The organism is Streptomyces sp. HPF1205, from assembly GCF_020400825.1.
Taxonomy (GTDB): domain Bacteria; phylum Actinomycetota; class Actinomycetes; order Streptomycetales; family Streptomycetaceae; genus Actinacidiphila.
In genome coordinates, this window is the sequence record NZ_JAINVH010000025.1 from 107,652 (window position 1) to 123,344 (window position 15,693).

The window sequence follows — 15,693 nt, forward strand, 5'->3', positions numbered from 1 at the left end:
CACCCGCCCGCGCCCGGTCAGGGCAGCACGGGCGGCGCGGGGGCGTTGCCGGCGACCGGCAGCTTGGCGTCACCGGCGTCACCGGCGTCACCGGCGTCACCGGCGTCACCGGCATGGTCGGCGCGGTCGGCGTCGGCGGCGTCCTCCTCCAGGAAGCCGCCCGACTGGTGCCGCCACAGCTTCGCGTAGGCGCCGTCGCGGGTGAGCAGTTGCTGGTGGGTGCCCTGCTCGACGATCCGTCCGCGGTCGAGGACGACGAGCCGGTCCATGCCGGCGACGGTGCTCAGCCGGTGCGCCACCACGAGCGCGGTGCGCCCGTCCATGAGCCGCCACAGCGCCTCCTGGACGAGGATCTCGCTCTCGGAGTCCAGGGCGCTGGTCGCCTCGTCCAGCAGCAGGATCGGGGCGTCGCGCAGGATCGCCCTGGCCAGAGCCACTCGCTGGCGCTGTCCGCCGGACAGCTTCACGCCGCGTTCGCCGACCATCGTGTCGAACCCGTCGGGCAGCGCGTCGGCGAACTCCGTGACGTGCGCCGCCTCGGCGGCCCGGCGGATCTCGGCGTCGGTGGCGTCCGGCCGGGCGAAGGCGATGTTGTCCCGCAGCGTGCGGTGGAACATCGCCGGGTCCTGCGGCACGTACGAGATCAGGCCGCGCAGGTCCTTCTGCCGGATCCTGCTGATGTCCTGACCACCCACCACGATCCGCCCGCCGTCGATGTCCGTCATCCGCAGCAGGAGCCGGGTCAGCGTGGTCTTGCCGCCGCCCGACCGTCCGACGAGACCGACCCTCGCCCCGCTGGGCACGGTCAGGTCGAGCTTGTCGAACAGCGGCTTCCCGCCCCCGTGGGCGAAGGTCACGCCCTCGAAGCGGACTTCGGCGCCCTCGTTCGACAGCGGCTCAGGCTCTCTTGGGTCGAGCACGGTGGGCGGGGCCAGCAGCAGTTCGGTGAACTGCGCGGCCTCCGTCATCGAGCTCTCCAGCCGGCGGTAGATCTGGTTGAACTCGAACATGATCCGCGTGGCGTTGCTGAAGTACGTGAACGCCACCACGACCGCCTCCACGCCGTGCCTGCCCCCGCCGAGGGTGACCGCGAGCAGCAGGCCGAGCGCGTTGGTGAGTACGGACATCGGCGCGACCAGCGTGTCGATGCGCAGGTTGCCGTAGTCCCACGACCGCAGGGACAGCCGTCGCGAGTGCGCGACGCGCGACCGGTGCTCGGCCGCCTCGCGGTCCTCGGCGCCGAACGCACGGACCGTGTCCATGTTCATCAGGACGTCGGCGACGTGCCCCGCCACCCGGGCGATCGCCGCCTCGCGCCGGGCGACGAGAGCCTGGCGGCGCCGGATGAGCGGTGCCACGCACACGGCGGTCAGTACGATCAACGCCAGCAGGACGGCGACGAGCAGCGGCTGGTACTGCCAGAGCACCACCGAACCGAACAGCAGGGGCACGAGGCTGCCCACGACCTGGAAGGTCAGCGTGTCGGTGAACTCCTCGAAGCGGGAGGCGAAGCTCAGCACCCGTTTGGTCAGCGCACCGGCGAAATTGTCGTGGAAGAAGGCGGCGTCCTTGGCGAACAGTTCGTCCATGCCGGTCACGTACAGGTCCTGGATGCCGTTCGCGTCGAGGCGGTTCAGGCAGTGGACGCCGAGGCGCCACAACGTCTCGGCGAGCAGCAGTACCGCGGCGAAGACGAGGACGTACGGCACCATCGGCCCGACGGCGCCGCCCGTGCCCCCCGTGCCGTGCGCGCTGTCGGAGATGCGCCCCACGAGCTTGGCGACGACCAGCGGGGCCACGTAGTTGACGCCGATGTTGCCCAGCGCCGGCAGCAGCATCGCCGGCGCCGTCAGCCACCGGTGCCGGACCAGTTCCCCTCCGTAGTAGCGCAGTGCCAGCAGCACCGGGCCCCGGCCCGGCGCGTCCTCGCGCGTGTCAGGCGATCCCATTCCCAGCCCCGTGTCGTCGTCCGGCGGCCTGCCACCTCGGGAACGGCCGCTCCCCGGTGAGCCGCCGAAGGCCGGAACCGGCAGTCTGCCGAGCCGTCTCCCGCGCGGTCCAAGCGTTTTCCGGCGAACGGGGCGCCGAGCGAAAGGATCCGGACGCGCGGACGGCACGGCGACGGCACCGATTCGGCACCGCGACGGCACCGCGACGGCTCCGATTCGGCACCGATTCGGCACTGTGAACGGGGGGTGCCGGGGAACCCCGGGGCAATAATGTGCGTCGACGCCTACGAGCAGGTGTTCGTGAGAGGGACGGCACACGATGGACGACAGCGACAGACCCGGCGGCTCCGACGACGAGTCCGACAGACCCGGCGGCCCGGGCAGTTCGGGCAGCCCCGGCGGACCCGTGGACGGCGGACCCGGCGCGGACGGCACACCGGGTTCGGACGGCACACCGGGTCCGGACGGTGCCGGGCAGTGGGTGGTGCCCGGTTACACGCACGAACGGGAGCTCGGCTCGGGCGCGTCCGGTCTGGTGGTGCTGGCCAGGCACGACGCTACGGGCACGCCGGTGGCCGTCAAGTACCTGGCCGGCCGGCTCGACAGGGACGAGCGCTTCAGGACGGCGTTCCGGAGCGAGGCCGAACTGCTCGGCGCCCTCGACTCCCCGTACGTCGCCCGCTTGTACGAGTACGTCGAGGACGGCCCGGACGCGGCCATCGTGATGGAGCCGGTCGACGGCATCGCCCTGCGCACACTGCTGCGCGAGGAGGGCGCGACGGACCCGGAACCGGCCCTCACCGTCCTCAAAGGCTCCTTGCTGGGCCTGGCCGCCGCACATGCCGCCGGCGTCGTCCACCGCGACTACAAGCCCGCGAACGTCCTGGTCACCCCCGACGGCCGGTCCAAACTGGTCGACTTCGGCGTCGCGGTGCGCAGCGGCGAGAGCGGAGGCGTCGCGGGGACGCCCTCGTACATGGCCCCCGAGCAGTGGGCGGGCGGTCCCGCCACGCCGGCCACGGACGTCTACGCGGCCACCGCCACGTTCTACGAGTGCCTCACCGGCACCAAGCCGTACTCCGGTTCGACCGTCTTCGAACTGGCCGTGCAGCACGCCGAGGCACCCGTACCCGACGCGAACGTGCCGGAGCCGGTCCGTTCCCTGATCAGCCGCGGCCTGGCCAAGGCCCCGGGGGAACGCCCGCCGGGCGCGGCCGAGTTCGTCGCCGAGCTGGAGGCGGTGGCGCGGGCCGCGTACGGGGAGGACTGGGAGGAGCGCGGGCAGCGCAAACTCGCGGCCCTCGTCGCCCTGTTGCCCCTGCTGCTGCCGTCGGCAGGCGCCGGCGCGTCGGGCACCACGGCCCTGGCCCGCACCCGGCTGGACGGCGGGCCGGGTGGCCCGGGCGGGCCGGGCGAGCCGGGTGGCGTCGCCGAAGGCGGCGCGGTGGCCGGTGCCGCCCTTGCGCCGCGAGGACCGGCCCGCCCACCGCGGCTCGGGCGGCGCGGCAGACTCCTGGTGGGCGCGGTCGCGGCCGTACTGATCTCCGCGGGGCTCACGGTGACGGCGGTGGCGACCGGCGGTGGCCGACCCGCCCCCGAAGCGGCCGCCACGACACCCTCGGCCCTGACCTCGCTGGCCGCGGGGCCGCCCGGCGCCTCCGCGACCGGTCCCTCGACCGTTCCCGCGACCGGCGGTTCACCGTCGGCCACCCTGTCCCCCTCCGCGACACCGAGCGGCTCCCCGACCGGCACCAGCACCGGCACCGGCACCGGCACCGGCACCACGGCCCCGCCGACCGGCACACCGACCGCCCCCGCGGCGGCCCCCGCGGCCACGAGCACCACCGCACCCACCCCCTCGAGTCCCGCGGTGACCACGACCGCCACCGCGCCACCGACGACGTCCGCTCCGCCGCAGCCCCTGCACGTGGTCTCCGTGTCCATCCCCCGGTTCGGCTGCAGCGGGAACAGCGGTTACACCGCCGTCGCGACGGTCACCGTGCAGAGCGACGGTGCGGCGGCCGGCACGCTGACCCTCTCCTGGTTCCACAGCGCCACCAAGGACCCGCGGGGCGGCGCGACGGTGTCCACCCAGTCGGTGCGGTTCGCCGAGGGGCAGCGGTCGTTCACGGCCACGTACTCCTACGACTTCGGCGGCGGGGACACCTACCCGTACTGGGGTCTGACGGTCTCCACGACCCCGGCCGCGGACTCGGGGAACGGTTCGTACCAAGTGGTCGCCGCATGCGGCCCGATCATCTTCTGACCCCGCCGCCCGGCCATCCGCCAGGGGAGACACCCATGCCGCACGACCACGACCACGACCGCGACCACGAGCCCGACGACCACGGGCCCGACACCACCCTCCGGCTGGACGGGCCCGACACGGACGCCGGCGAGGCGACCCGCGCGACGCTGCTCGACCCCGATTCGTGGTCCAGCCGGGCGGCCCCGCCCACCGCCGCCACCACCGCGGCGCCGGCGGCCGAACCGGACGGCACCGTTCCGCAGCAGCCGCGAACGCCCGACGGCGCCCCGTACACCGGCGGACTGCGCCGGTTCGGCCCCGGCGTGCCCGGCCCGGACACGACCGCCGCGACCGCGCGGACCGCCGCCGTCTGGCACGGCACCGTACGGCCGGGCGAGCCGGGGACGGTTCCGGCGGGCGAGGACCGGCGCCGCCGACGGGCGCTGCGCGGCTGGCTGCTCCCGGTCGTGGTGCTGCTCGGGGTGCTGGCGTACCTGGCCTGGCAGCACTTCCCCTCGCCCGTGAAGGTCGACGGTGTGGCCGTCCGCGAGGACACGGCCGTCCAGGGCTGCCACAGTACGGCGAAGATCATCGGAACCCTGCGTACCAGCGGCGGCGCCGGAACGGTCCGCTACCGCTGGCGGCGCAGCGACGGCACCGTCTCCGACGAGCTGAGGCAGCATGTGGCCAGGGGCCGGCGCACCACCGACGTCGTCCTGCTCTGGACCTTCGACGGCCCCGGCTCACTCACGGCCACCGCCACCCTCGACGTGCTCGCCCCCCAGCACCGCTCGGCCTCCACGACCTTCGCCTACCGCTGCCGCTGAGCCTTTCCGGTCGGCGCTGTCGGGTTAGGTCTGCCGCATGATCGAACTTCCTGGCGGCGGCAGCGTCGCCGACACGTATCGGTGGGTGCGGGCGGCGGTCAGGCACCGGTCGCCGTCGACGGCGGGCGGGTGCCACCGGGCCGGTCAGTGGCCGGGCGGCGGTGGCCGGAGCCGATCCCACGGCGAAGTCCCGGGTCCGGGGCGGTCGGAGGACCGCGGAGAAGCCGCCGGCGTACAAGGACGTCCCGGTGCGGCGTCGGCGCGAGCGGGCGCATCGGGGTGGCTGTCGAACCAGGCCAGCCCGCCGGGGTCGAGGTGGCGCCGGGCGCGCGTGACGGCGACGTACGCCAGGCGCGCTTCCTCCTGGTTGAGGGGCGGCGGGACCGGCTGCCCGCGGGCGTCGGTCTCCTCGCTGGGAGGCGGTTCGAAATCGGGCGCGATCTGCACGCACGGCCACTCCCGGCCCTTGGCCTTGTGAGCGGTGGAGACCACGATGTGCGCGTCCTGCTCATCACAGAGCCGTCGTACGGCGGCGAGGATCACGTCCACGCCGTGCTCGTCGATGACGTCGACCAGCGGCAGCAGGTCCTGCCCGGAGGGGTCGAACTCGGCGTACTCCTGGAGCTCGCCCCACGTGCTGAACAACACCAGCTCCGGGTGGGTGGCGCGGTGGCCCGCCTTGAGCTGTCCGGCGGCCACCGCCAGGTCTTCCAGGGCCTTGCCGCCGCCGACCAGGGCGACGCGACGGTTGTCGGCCAGCAGCCGCAGGATGGCGATCATGGCACCGACGTTGGTCCGGCACAGGATCGCGTCGGCGGTGTCCGAAGGGCCGACGGTGGTGGTGAGCGAGGGGGCGCCGGTCAGGCGGATGGGGGACTCCACCACGGTCAGCCAGCGGTTGGCCTCCTGGGCGAGGGCCGGACCGAAGCGGAAGGACTGCGACAGCGCGAGCTGTTCGCCGTCGAAGTCGGTCATCACGTCCCGGGCGCCGCGCCACCCGTAGATGGCCTGCGCGGAGTCGCCGACCATGACGAGCTGGGCGTGGGCGCGTTGCGCGCTGAAGACCTCCTCCAGCACCGGGTTGGTGTCCTGGGCCTCGTCCAGCAGCAGGTAGTCGCTCCGTATCAGCGGCTGTTCCATGGCCCACATCTTCAAGTAGTGGTCGTGCTCGAAGCGCATGGCACCGCCCGCCGGGTTCTGCAGGTCCTCCCACGCCTTCTGGGCGTACGGCAGCACGACCGTGGCCAGTTGGCTGTGGAGGTCCTCCGCCGCCAGGCCCCGCAGCCACGGCACGTGGTGCGGGCGCAGGACGGTGTCCGCGGACTGGCAGAAGCGCCGCACCGTCCGTATGACTGCGTACGACAGGCCCCTGTTGGTGACGGTACGGTCGCCGATCCTCACCTGCATCGCCGGACCGATCCCCAGCGCGACGCCCGCCTTCCACGCGGGTTTGCGCGGTGCCCGCAGCCGCTGGTCGTAACGGTGGCCGACCGCCTGGTAAGCCAGCGAGTGTGCCGTACGGCAGGCGACACCGGCCGGGAACTTCCTCGCGGCGTCGGTGGCGATCGACTTGTTGAACGCCAGGTAGCGGCCGCGGCGCCGGTCCGCCCGGGCCAGCAGGGTCAGGGTCGTCGTCTTCCCCGTGCCGGCCCCGGCCTGCAGGGCCAAGTGCCGCCGGGACAGGAACACCTCCACCGCGGCCTCCTGCTCCTCGGTGGCCCGAAACCGGGGTGCGCCCGTCCGCAGGGGAGCTCGCGGTGTGCCGGCGCGCTCCGTTGCCGGGGCCGTGCGGGGGCGCCGTTCGAGCACGCCCGGGGCCGAGTCGCGGGAGCCCGTGGCCGATGGGGCGGCGTCCTCGGCGGCGAGCCCGGCCAGCCAGGCCCTCGCCACCTTGATCGCGCGAATCACGTCAGGGCCGGCACCCGTCCTGCTGCGGACCCCGAGCCGCCTGTTGATCTCGGCATTGACCATCCCCTGGCTCAGCCCGGCCGCCCGGACCAGTTCACCGACCAGGCGCCGCAGCTCGTCACGGGGGCTCCACGAGACCTCGGCGGATCCTGCCGGCAGCCGCGGATCCACCGGCCCGGCCGCAGAGCCGAAGAGATCCGGCCGCTCCTCGTCGGGCCCCGGTAAGTGGGCACCAGGTCCTGAACCGCCACTCATCGATGCCCCCTACCCTGAGAAGGTCGGCATTCCCTCGTACAGGCTAGCTGCTTGATCGCGCTTCGGTCGGACAATAGTCACGGTCAGTGCCGGTGGCTTACGGGCCGCGGGCCCGGGACGCTCCACCCGACGACGCGTGCCGAGCAGGACGGGGGAGGACTTGCTCTCGGTGGCGGGCGGGCTCCTCCTCCCGCGGCGACCTTCGGACGGGAAAGACAAAGGCAGCGGGCCCCGTAATCGATAAGGCTGAGGTCGTCGCCCTGGGCCTTTTCTTCCGAGCCGACGACGGAAATCGAATGCGCGCTCTGAGCTTGGGAATCAAGGGGTGGGGGAGCCCGGAAACGGGGGTTGACCTGCGCGGACGGTGGCGCTGTGGGGGCGGGGAGGGCTCGCGATGGTTGGCCTCTGGGGCATCCGCATCCCTTCTCGAGGCACAGGCGCGAGCTGACCGTCATGTCCGCCGGGCCCCACGCCCGGCAACCACGCCGGCCGGCAGGGCCTCACCCACGTCGGTGCGTGCCCCCTGCTCGCGCCGTACGGCAGCGAGGGCTCCCACTGGCTATGCAATCCTCCATATGAGTGACATCAAAGTTACCAACTCCCATGTTAGTAACTTCAGCGTTAGTGTGTCCCCGGTTGCTGGCAGGCGCGGAGGGACGATCGATGGTGGAGTTCGTAGGCAGACGAAACGAGCTCAGGATGCTCGATCGCGAACTGAACAAGGTGGCGGTCGGTGCCGGTGGGCAGCGGCCCGGACGGTGCGTGATGCTGCGGGGGCGCCGACGGGTGGGCAAGTCACGGTTGGTCGAGCAGTTCGCCGAGAAGTCCGGTGTTCCCTTCCTCTTCTACGCCGCGACCGGCGCCTCACCCGCGGCGGACCTGGAACGGTTCGCTCAGGATGCGCAGTCGTCCAGCCTTCCGCTGGCACATGTGGTCTCTGCCGCACGCCCGGCGACCTGGGATGCCGCCTTCGATGTGCTGGCCGCCTCCCTGCCGCATGACCGGGTCAGCGTGGTGGTCATGGACGAAGTGCCCTACCTGATGGATGCCACAGGCGCCTTCGAGGGGATACTGCAGCGGGCCTGGGACAGGGCTCTGGAGACCAAGCCGGTTCTGCTGATCCTGATCGGCTCCGACCTGTCCATGATGGAGGCCCTGAACAGTTACGGACGCCCGTTCCACCAGCGTGGACGGGAGATGGTCCTCGGCCCTCTCAACCCGGCGGAGGTGGGCAGCATGCTGGGCTTTGCGGAATCCGCCGACGCCTTCGACGCGGCCCTGGTCACCGGTGGACTGCCCCTCATTTGCGCGGAGTGGCCGCACGGTGCGGGGATGTGGGACTTTCTGCGGACGGCGCTCAGCGATCCGGTATCAGCCCTACTGGTGTCAGCGGAGCGCTCGCTCGCAGCCGAATTCCCGCAGCAGGCGCAGGCCCGCACAGTTCTTTCGGCGATCGGCAGCGGTGAGCGGACCTTTTCGAACATCGCCCGCGCCGCCGGCGGAATCGGAGGGACCCCGCTCCAGAGGGCGCTGGGGCTTCTCAGCGAAAAGCGGGTGATCGCGGCGGAACTTCCCCTCTCCACGCGGCCTTCGAAAGACCGCCGCTACCGGGTCGCGGACCCCTACCTCCGTTTCTGGCTGAAGCACTTGGGCCCGGCGATGCAAGAAATCGAGCGCGGCCGGGGCGATCTGACCTTGCAGCGCATCCGCGCCAACTGGACCAGTTGGCGGGGCCGGGCAGTCGAACCTCTGGTGCGCGAGGCGCTGGCGCGACTGCTGCCCGACGCGAACCTCCCCGCCGCCCCTGCCATCGGCGGCTATTGGACCCGGACCAATGACGTGGAGATCGACATCGTCGGAGCGGACCGGGCGCCGATCGCCAAGGATCTGCTGTTTGTCGGCTCGGTCAAGTGGCTGGAGAAGTCCCCCTTTGACCAGCACGATCTCGCGGCGCTGCACCGCCACCGCGCCGCTCTGACGCCCGAACCCGTGCCCACGGTCGCCGTCTCACGCAGCGGGATCGCCTGCACGGGTCTGGACGCCGCATACGGGCCCGCAGAACTCCTCGCCGCGTGGCCCTCCTGACCGTCATCCCGAAGCACGGACAACCGGTCCCTTCCACCTGTCCCCTTCGACAGCCGCATGTGGTTCTCAAGTGGCGCAGATTCTCCAATTGGTCCAGGCAATACATAAGGCCCAGGTCTTCGACCTGGGCCTTATTGTTGGAGCGGATGACGGGAATCGAACCCGCGCTCTGAGCTTGGGAATCGCGGGCGGGAGGAGGGGGGCTTCGGGCTTGACCAGGGCCTATGGTGTCCGGAGCGCTGTCGGGCGTCGCGCTTAAGCACCGCTGCGGACCGCCGTTCACCGCTCATTCTGGCACGGTTCTGGCACGGCTGCAGTTAGATGGGATCCTGGCCGCAGTTGGTTCGGATGGCGATGAGCCGCAACCATTTGTGCTGGCAGAGACGAACTCCCTATGGCGTGGAGCGGGCTGCTCAGCGGCGCGTCTTTCGGGTTTGGTGCTGTCGCGGTTTGAGAGAGGACAGCAGTTTCTCTGCTTCGTGCGGCTTACCTGCGGCCTTCAGTGTAGCGGCGAGCGTATACGTCACTCGTTTAGTGAATCGGTGCTCATTCCCGAGGGTGCGGCGGCTTCGCATGCGGGTGTCCTTGAGGAGCCGAACAGCCTCCGCATGCTCTCGGAGGCGGCTCAGTGTGACGGCGAGGCCGTGGGCGGAGTGGAGGGTGTCGGGGTGGTTGTCGCCGAGGACGTGGCGGCGGCGTTGGAGGGTGTCCTCGTGCATGCGGCGGGCCTCGGCGTGTTCCCCGAGGTTGTTCAGTGTGACGGCGAGGTTGTGGGCGGAGTGGAGGGTGTCGGGGTGGTTGTCGCCGAGGACGTGGCGGTGGCGTTGGAGGGTGTCCTCGTGCATGCGGCGGGCCTCGGCGTGTTCCCCGAGGTTGTTCAGTGCGATGGCGAGGCTGAGGGCGGAGTGGAGGGTGTCGGGGTGGTTGTCGCCGAGGACGTGGCGGCGGCGTTGGAGGGTGTCCTCGTGCATGCGGCGGGCCTCGGCGTGTTCCCCGAGGTTGTTCAGTGCGACGGCGAGGCCGTGGGCGGATTGCAGGGTGTCGGGGTGGTTGTCGCCGAGGACGTGGCGGCGGCGTTGGAGGGTGTCCTCGTGCATGCGGCGGGCCTCGGCGTGCTCCTCAAGGGCGTCCAGTGTGACGGCGAGGCTGTGGGCGGATTGCAGGGTGTCGGGGTGGTTGTCGCCGAGGACGTGGCGGCGGCGTTGGAGGGTGTCCTCGTGCATGCGGCGGGCCTCGGCGTGCTCCCCGAAGTAGTTCAGTGTGACGGCGAGGTTGTGGGCGGATTGCAGGGTGTCGGGGTGGTTGTCGCCGAGGACGTGGCGGCGGCGTTGGAGGGTGCCCTCGTCCATCCGGCGGGCCTCGGCGTGCTCCCCGAGACGACCCAGCGCGGCACCTAGGTCGTTGGCAGAGTGGAGGGTGTCGGGGTGGTTGTCGCCGAGGACGTGGCGGCGGCGTTGGAGGGTGTCTTCGATCATCCGGCGGGCCTCGACGTGCTCCCCGAGGTTACTGGTGGAATGGCTGAGGTACTGGGCACACGCAAGCGTGTCTTCGTGGTTTTCGCCGAGAGCGCTGGACCAGGCGCGATGGAGGGTGCTGGTCAGCTGACGCGCGGCGCCGGGCTGACCACTTCTGATGAGGTAGCGCGCGGCTTGGACGAGGGCTTGGCGCAACTGGGGGTGGTCGGTGGCCGTGTGATGGCGTGCGCTGAGATGAGAGGTGAACGCGGCCCACTGGTGCCAGGCCGCTGGGGTTTCAGGGTCGCCAGGCGCTACGGCGGCGAGGATCGTGATGACATCATCCTGCGACGCAGTGGCTTCTTCCTTGCTTGCTTGGCTTCGGAGGATGGCCTGGGTGAGCCGGTGGATCTGGAAGGTTTCGTAGTCGACGCGGGCAAGGCCGTAACGGGCCAATGACTGAAGAGCGGCCTGGGGCCACATGAAGTCATCGGGGTTGACCGCGACGGTGGCCAGTTGACCAGCGACGGCTTCCAACCAGATCGTGGGTACGGGGTCGGGGCCGAGGAAGGCGCCAAGACGGAGCAGACCAGCGGCGCCGGGGTGTTCGGCGGCCAGGCGGGTGGTGGCGATGTCCACAGAGGCAGCTAGTGGCGCGGAGTAGCCGGGCGGTGTGCCGTTGGCCATGAGTGCGTTCGTCTTGTCGGCGAGGAGGCGGCGGTAGCGGTCCACCGTCATGCCGCCGCTGATGACGCCGGCGGCCTGGGCGAGGGCAAGAGGGAGGTCACCAAGGTCGTCCGCCAAGGCGTCGGCCTGCTCAGAGGCGATACCGGGCAGACGGGCGGTGAGGTAGGCCAGCGAGTCGCTGCGAGAGAAAACGCCCAGGTTGAGACTGTGGACGTTCTCGTTCCAATCGGGATTGCGGGAGGTAATCAAGACGTGGCCGGAGCCTGTGGGGATCAGGTTCTCGAAGTCCTGCGGGCGGTCGGCGTTGTCGAGGATGATCAGCCAGCGATCGCGGGTGCGAAGGTACTCCAGGAGGGTACGGGTGTTGTGCTCGGTGCCGGCCTCGGGTTTGGCGATACCCAGCCGGGTGGCCAACTCGGCGTAGCGGACGGGGATCTGATCGGCCTGTTCAGCGTCGATCCACCACACGGTGTCGTACTGGCTCGCAAAGCGGTGCGCGTACTCCAAGGCGATCTGCGTTTTGCCGATCCCGCCCAGGCCGTGCAGTGCTTGCACCACGGCCTGTCGGCCGCCCAGCAAGCCCTCCCGTACCTGGGTCATCAGGAGTTCGCGGCCCGTGAAATGCGGATTTCGGCGTTGTACGTTCCACACCTGCGGAATGCCGGTGGCGCTGGGCAGGCGGGGACGCTGACTGCTGGGGCCTGGTGTCGAGCCGTTCGGCAGTGGCGGTGTGCCGGGGAAGCCGGGCGCCGTGACCAGGTTGACGGGGCCGTTGACGGCGTTCAGCAGGGCGGCAATGGCCGCTGGCTCGTCCAAGCCGTGCAGATCCTTGCGGATGACGGCAGTGAGGATGGGCGGGATGTCCGTGCCCATCAGTGGTTCGACCGTTAGCGGGACGAGTCGCTCCCGGCGCCCCACGACGGAAGTCCATTCCTCGTGGGTCCACCGGGAGGAGCGGAAGTAGCTGGTGGAGAACAGTGCCACCACTACGGTGGCGCGTTGCATGGCGGTGTTCATCCGGTCGATGAAGTTGTCGCCGGTCTGCCAGTCCCATACGTCCAGCTCCACGCGGTGGCCGGCTTCTCGCAGGTGCCAGGCAACCCACTCGGCCCAAGCCCGGTCGGGCCCGGCGTAGCTGACGAACACCGATTCCGATGCGGCGGCCATCGCCTCATCCCCCTCAAGACCACGAGAACACGACGCCGCACACATGATCCCGCGTATACGGTGCACTCAGGGTGCCAACCGTTGAGGTCGCAGCAGGTCATGTCAGGAGGCAAGTGATGGTGCGGGCGCCGAAGAGCGTTGGGGTGAGGTTGAACCTGCGCGTAGTGGAGATCTCCGGCACGTGGGAGCCGAACGACTCGGAGCGACGGGCGGCCTGGGAGCTGTACGTGGAGTTGCTGACCCGCGTATCCGTCGTACCGCTCCGAGAGGACGAAGGGCTGCTACGGGAAGCCCTGGGCAGCCTGTACTCGCTGTTCACAACCACCCGTGAGGTCTTGCGCAAGTACGGCCCCGAGGTCGCCGAGCCCAAGAAGGACGGCCAGTACAACTTTGGCTACCTGGCCGTCTCCATGCTCAACTACGGCATCCGCCCTCTGCTCGCACGCTGGCATCCCGCGCTTGAAGACTGGGAGAGCCGTCGGCCCGTCGACCGTTCCCGTGGCGAGCATGAACACGCCTGGAACCGTGCAGGCGAACTACGGGGAGCGCTGGAGGACACCCGCACGATCCTCACCGCCTACGCTGATCTCCTCGCTAGCGCCTGCGGCGTTCCCAACCTCCTCGAAGCGGTCGCCACCGGGGATCGTTGATCGTTGGCGATCAAGATGCGGCTCAGTCGCTTCGGGGTGCAATGCGACTCTCAGCCGGTATGCTCCGACAAGTTCCTTCAAAGTTCCTTTCTAGATCTACTTTAAGCGGTATGCGGAGTTTGCGTGTCTCAGATTCGCGTCGAGGATGTTTTCAAGATCTCAGGCATCCCCACTCATACGTTTGTCAAACCTTCTGAGTACAATCGCCTTAAGGTGGCTTTGCGCTCTCCGGGGCGCGGGGTGATTGTAGAGGGGCCATCCGGAATCGGGAAGAGTACCGCAGTAAGCAAGGCTTTGCGGGAAATTTCGATGTCGGAAGAGATTGTCCAGCTTTCGGCGCGATCTCCTGAAGATGTTGAATACATTGAGTTACTTCACGACCTGGGCCAGTTTGGCACTGTTGTAATTGATGACTTCCACAGGTTGCAAGATTCCGTTAAATCGCAGATCTCCGACATGTTGAAGATCATGGCTGACACGGAAGATGTCGGTCGGAAACTTGTAATCATCGGGATCAATGAGGCTGGTCGGTCGCTGATTAAAGCGTCGCCAGATCTTTCAAACAGGATTGACGTAATCCGATTTGAAGTCGAGCCTGATACTAAGATCGCAGAACTCGTAAATTCAGGCGAAAAGGCGCTGAATGTGCGTCTTTCGGCCAAAGATCTTATTGTGGAGAAATCGCGAGGCAGTTTTTATCTTGCGCAACTTCTTTGCATGGATGCATGCGTACAGGCCGAAGTTCTGGAGAAACCAGACGGCGTAGTCGAGGTAGGCACTTCATACGCTGCCATCCAGCGGCGGGTGGTGGCTCGGCAGCGCGAGCGCTTTGGAGACGTTGTCCGTAGCTTCGCCCGTGGAACCAAGTTTCGGCCGGGCGGTAGAGCGCCATATCTGCATATCCTAAGATGGTTGGCCGAATCGGATTCTTGGAGTATTTCGATCCAGGATGAGATGCGAAAACATCCGACTGAAAAGGCCAGTGTCGGTCTTGTATCCGATCGCGGGTATCTGGAAAACCTTGCCAACAGCGAGGGAATTTCGGAGATCCTGCACTTCGATCCCGACACGCGGATCCTTTCCGTAGAGAACCCAATGCTGATTTTCTATTTGCGTGCAATCTCGTGGCCTGAATTCATCCGCGAAGTCGGATTTACCAAGGTTGACTACGAGGAGAGCTACGATTTCGCCTTGTCTTTCGCTGGCGAAGATCGGACCTTTGCGGAAATGCTCAGAGATGCCCTTGAGGATTTAGGGCATGCTGTGTTCTATGACATGGCCGAGCAGCACCGTTTCCTTGGGCAGGACGTGGAGACGTACATGGGGCCAATTTATGCTTCTGGATCTCGCTTCGTCATTGCAGTACTAGGGGAGATGTATGGCAAAAAGCGGTGGACGCTCTTTGAGGCGAGTCAGTACAGAGAGAGATTTGCTGACGGGCAGGTGATTCCTGTGTGGTCCAGCAAGATCCCCCCGTCGCCCACGGATCCTGCAAGGGACCTTGGGTACCTGACGTTCGATCCCGATGGGGATCTCACGCAGCAAGCAACTAGCCATGCTGCGGTGCTTACCCGCATGCTTCAGGAGCGCTGAAATTATCAGGTAATGAACATCGCGGCAGCCTTGGTTGCGGCGTAGCACTGAGGTTCACGCCACCGCCCGCCCCGGCAGCGAGCCGACTTGAGCTTGAGGTTGTGAAGAACGCTGTAACTCCCCGGGCTCGTACCCTGGCTGGCTCCCTCGGGCTGGCTGTGGGCCGTATCGTCGGATGCATGGCGAGTGGTGGGCGGAACGGCGGTAGCGAAGCGAGCGACGGGGCCGCTGGCTTCACGGCTGAGGCGGCTGGCGCTGTGCTGCGGGAGGCGTGTGCGACTGCGGGGCTGGATGCTTCCGGGACGGAGTTGGTGAGGCTTGGGTCCAACGCGGTCTATCGGTTAGCGGCCCGGCCGGTGGTCGTGCGGATCGCTCGGGACCCAGATGCGCTGGCGGAGATGGAGCGGGCGGTCCGGGTGGCGCGGTGGCTGGAGGAGGAGCGGTTTCCGGCGAATCGGTTGCTGCCCGGTGTGGGGCAGCCGGCCGTCGTAGGTGGGCGCGTCGTCACGTTCTGGGAGAGCGTCCAGGACACCGAGGAGTACGCGACGCTGCCGGAGCTGGCGGACCTGCTCAAGCGGCTGCACTGGCTGGAGGAGCCGGAAGCGCTCGGGCTGCCGTACTTCGATCCGTTTGCCAAGGTGTGGGAGTCGGTGCGTTCCCTCGACGGCGTTGGGGAGGCGGACCGGGCGTTCTTGGAGGAGCGGGTTGGGAAGCTGCAGAAGCAGTACGACCGGTTGGACTTCGTCCTGCCCTTCGGGATGATCCACGGGGACGCCAGCATCGGCAACATCCTCCGCGACCGTTCGGGCCGTGCGGTCCTCATCGACCTGGACGGCTTCGCGCTCGCCCCGCGTGAGTGGGACCTGGTCC

Annotated in this window: 9 protein-coding genes; 6 read left to right on the forward strand and 3 right to left on the reverse strand. The window is 68.8% G+C overall.

Annotated features, from left to right (window positions below; all coding sequences use genetic code 11):
- Positions 1–17: 17 nt before the first annotated feature.
- Positions 18–1,949 carry an ABC transporter ATP-binding protein gene (locus K7G61_RS25460; protein WP_225849298.1) on the reverse strand — a complete coding sequence of 644 codons (1,932 nt, stop codon included), beginning with the start codon at positions 1,947–1,949 and terminating at the stop codon, positions 18–20.
- A 319-nt stretch (positions 1,950–2,268) separates the two neighbouring features.
- On the opposite strand from K7G61_RS25460, the gene K7G61_RS25465 reads away from it, so the two are divergent.
- Complete coding sequence (locus tag K7G61_RS25465) at positions 2,269–4,215, forward strand: serine/threonine-protein kinase (RefSeq protein WP_225849299.1); 1,947 nt, start codon at positions 2,269–2,271, stop codon at positions 4,213–4,215.
- 35 nt (positions 4,216–4,250) lie between these two features.
- The gene (locus K7G61_RS25470; protein WP_225849300.1) at positions 4,251–5,024 is read left to right on the forward strand and encodes a hypothetical protein; all 774 of its coding nucleotides are present in this window, start codon (positions 4,251–4,253) and stop codon (positions 5,022–5,024) included.
- Positions 5,025–5,168: 144 nt separating this feature from the next.
- Here K7G61_RS25470 and K7G61_RS25475 read toward each other — a convergent pair whose 3' ends face one another.
- Complete coding sequence (locus tag K7G61_RS25475) at positions 5,169–6,770, reverse strand: UvrD-helicase domain-containing protein (RefSeq protein ID WP_225849314.1); 1,602 nt, start codon at positions 6,768–6,770, stop codon at positions 5,169–5,171.
- 1,080 nt (positions 6,771–7,850) lie between these two features.
- Here K7G61_RS25475 and K7G61_RS25480 point away from each other — a divergent pair.
- Entirely contained in the window at positions 7,851–9,272 is a 1,422-nt protein-coding gene (locus K7G61_RS25480) for an ATP-binding protein (RefSeq protein ID WP_225849301.1), read from the forward strand.
- 413 nt (positions 9,273–9,685) lie between these two features.
- Here the strand turns inward: K7G61_RS25480 and fxsT are convergent, their stop codons facing one another.
- The gene (fxsT, locus tag K7G61_RS25485) at positions 9,686–12,580 is read right to left on the reverse strand and encodes an FxSxx-COOH system tetratricopeptide repeat protein (RefSeq protein ID WP_225849302.1); all 2,895 of its coding nucleotides are present in this window, start codon (positions 12,578–12,580) and stop codon (positions 9,686–9,688) included.
- 71 nt (positions 12,581–12,651) lie between these two features.
- Here fxsT and K7G61_RS25490 point away from each other — a divergent pair, with 71 nt between their 5' ends.
- The 3 genes from K7G61_RS25490 to K7G61_RS25500 all read left to right on the forward strand — a co-directional run.
- Positions 12,652–13,230 (forward strand): hypothetical protein, encoded by a 579-nt coding sequence (locus K7G61_RS25490; protein WP_225849303.1) that lies wholly within the window; start codon positions 12,652–12,654, stop codon positions 13,228–13,230.
- 123 nt (positions 13,231–13,353) lie between these two features.
- Positions 13,354–14,823 carry a TIR domain-containing protein gene (locus K7G61_RS37045; RefSeq protein ID WP_225849304.1) on the forward strand — a complete coding sequence of 490 codons (1,470 nt, stop codon included), beginning with the start codon at positions 13,354–13,356 and terminating at the stop codon, positions 14,821–14,823.
- A 179-nt stretch (positions 14,824–15,002) separates the two neighbouring features.
- A partial coding sequence (locus K7G61_RS25500; protein ID WP_225849305.1) for an aminoglycoside phosphotransferase family protein occupies positions 15,003–15,693 on the forward strand: 691 nt, incomplete at its 3' end.